Here is a 1,717-nt window from a genome sequence, read left to right on the forward strand (position 1 = left end):
GATGCCGGCCGCCCGGGCGGCGCCGCGCGCTGCCCGCCATTTTCCAGGATGACTCATGACCGATACCGCCGCTTCCACCAGCCAGCCCGCGCTCGTGCGCAACGAGTTGAACCTCGTCTGGCTCGACATGGAGATGACGGGCCTCGACCCGGATAACGACCGCATCATCGAGATCGCGGTCGTCGTGACCAATTCCACGCTCGACGTCGCCGTCGAAGGCCCCGTGTTCGCGATCCACCAGAGCGACGAAACGCTCGCGAAGATGGACGACTGGAACAAGTCGACGCACGGCCGCTCGGGCCTGATCGACCGCGTTCGCGCGTCGACCGTGACCGAGGCGGACGCCGCCGCGCAGCTGCAGGCGTTCCTCGCGCAGTACGTGTCGCCCGGCAAGTCGCCGATGTGCGGCAACTCGATCTGCCAGGACCGCCGCTTCATGGCGCGCTGGATGCCCGAATTCGAGCGGTTCTTCCACTACCGCAACCTCGACGTCAGTACGCTCAAGGAGCTGTGCCGCCGCTGGCAGCCGGCAATCTACAAGGGGTTCCAGAAGCGGGCGATGCACACGGCGCTCGCGGACATCCACGAGTCGATCGACGAGCTGAAGTACTACCGCGAGCATTTCCTGATTCCGGCCGCGTCGGCTCCGGCAGGCGAGTCCGCGCCGGCCGCCTGAGCGGGCCGGCACGCGCCCGGCGCTGGGTACAGGCTCAGCGCCGCGCGCTTTTCGGCCGGAACGCCGCAACCACCGCGTCGTCGGTCTCGATATACGGGCCGCCGATCAGGTCGATGCAGTAGGGCACCGCGGCGAAGATGCCGGGCACGGTCGACTTGCCGTCGGCATCGCGCAGCCCTTCGAGCGTTTCCCGGATCGATTTCGGCTGGCCCGGCAGGTTGATGATCAGCGCCGCATGGTCGGCCTGGGCCGTTTCGCGGATCACCGCGACCTGCCGCGACAGGATCGCGGTCGGCACGAAATTCAGGCTGATCTGCCGCATCTGTTCACCGAACCCGGGCATTTCCTTCGTCGCCACGGCCAGCGTGGCCTCGGGCGTCACGTCGCGGCGAGCGGGGCCCGTGCCGCCGGTCGTCAGCACGAGGTCGCATCCCGCGACGTCGACGAGCTCGGCGAGCGTGGCGGAGATCGTGGGCGCATCGTCCTGGATCAGGCGCGTTTCGGCGCGCCACGGCGACGTAAGCGCGCCGGCGAGCCATTCCTGCAACGCCGGAATGCCCTTGTCTTCGTAGACGCCCGTGCTCGCGCGGTCGCTGATCGACACGAGGCCGACGACGAGCTCGTCCGGGTGGTTACGCTTCGTCGTCATGGTCGTCTCCGGCGTCGTCCGCCGCTTCGTCGTCCGCATCGGACGCGCCGCCGGCGGCCTTGATCCACTGGAACAGCTCGCGGAAATAGCGGGGCGGCTTGCCCTGCTGCGCTTCCTTGCGTGCGTTGCGGATCAGCGTGCGGCCTTCCTGGATATCGGCTTCCGGGTGCTGGCGCAGGAATTCGGTCAGCGCGTCGTCGTTCGCGAGCAACTGTTCGCGCGTGCGTTCGATCCAGTGCAGGCGGGCCGTCGCGGCCTTGTTCACGCCGCGCTGCGCGTCGAGCGCGGTGCGCAGCGCGGCCGTCTCGTCGTCGGTCAGCGAGCGCATCACGCGGCCGACGTACTGGAGCTGGCGGCGCTTGCCTTCGTGATCGGTGATCCGGCGGGCTTCG

At 68.7% G+C, this 1,717-nt stretch carries 3 protein-coding genes; 1 reads left to right on the forward strand and 2 read right to left on the reverse strand.

The genetic code is table 11. The features are described from left to right. Positions 1–55 precede the first annotated feature (55 nt). Positions 56–676, forward strand: coding sequence for an oligoribonuclease (gene orn / locus FOZ70_RS37795; protein WP_021159736.1), 621 nt, complete (start codon positions 56–58; stop codon positions 674–676). Positions 677–710: 34 nt separating this feature from the next. Here orn and mog read toward each other — a convergent pair whose 3' ends face one another. Together mog and yjgA are read right to left on the reverse strand one after the other, a co-directional pair. Beyond that, complete coding sequence (mog, locus tag FOZ70_RS37800; RefSeq protein ID WP_059555215.1) at positions 711–1,325, reverse strand: molybdopterin adenylyltransferase; 615 nt, start codon at positions 1,323–1,325, stop codon at positions 711–713. Further along, on the reverse strand, positions 1,309–1,717 hold a 409-nt coding region (yjgA, locus tag FOZ70_RS37805; RefSeq protein WP_219707915.1), incomplete at its 5' end, for a ribosome biogenesis factor YjgA. The genes mog and yjgA, both read right to left, overlap by 17 nt.

The organism is Burkholderia sp. COPS, assembly GCF_019425585.1.
In the GTDB taxonomy this organism is placed as follows: domain Bacteria; phylum Pseudomonadota; class Gammaproteobacteria; order Burkholderiales; family Burkholderiaceae; genus Burkholderia; species Burkholderia cepacia.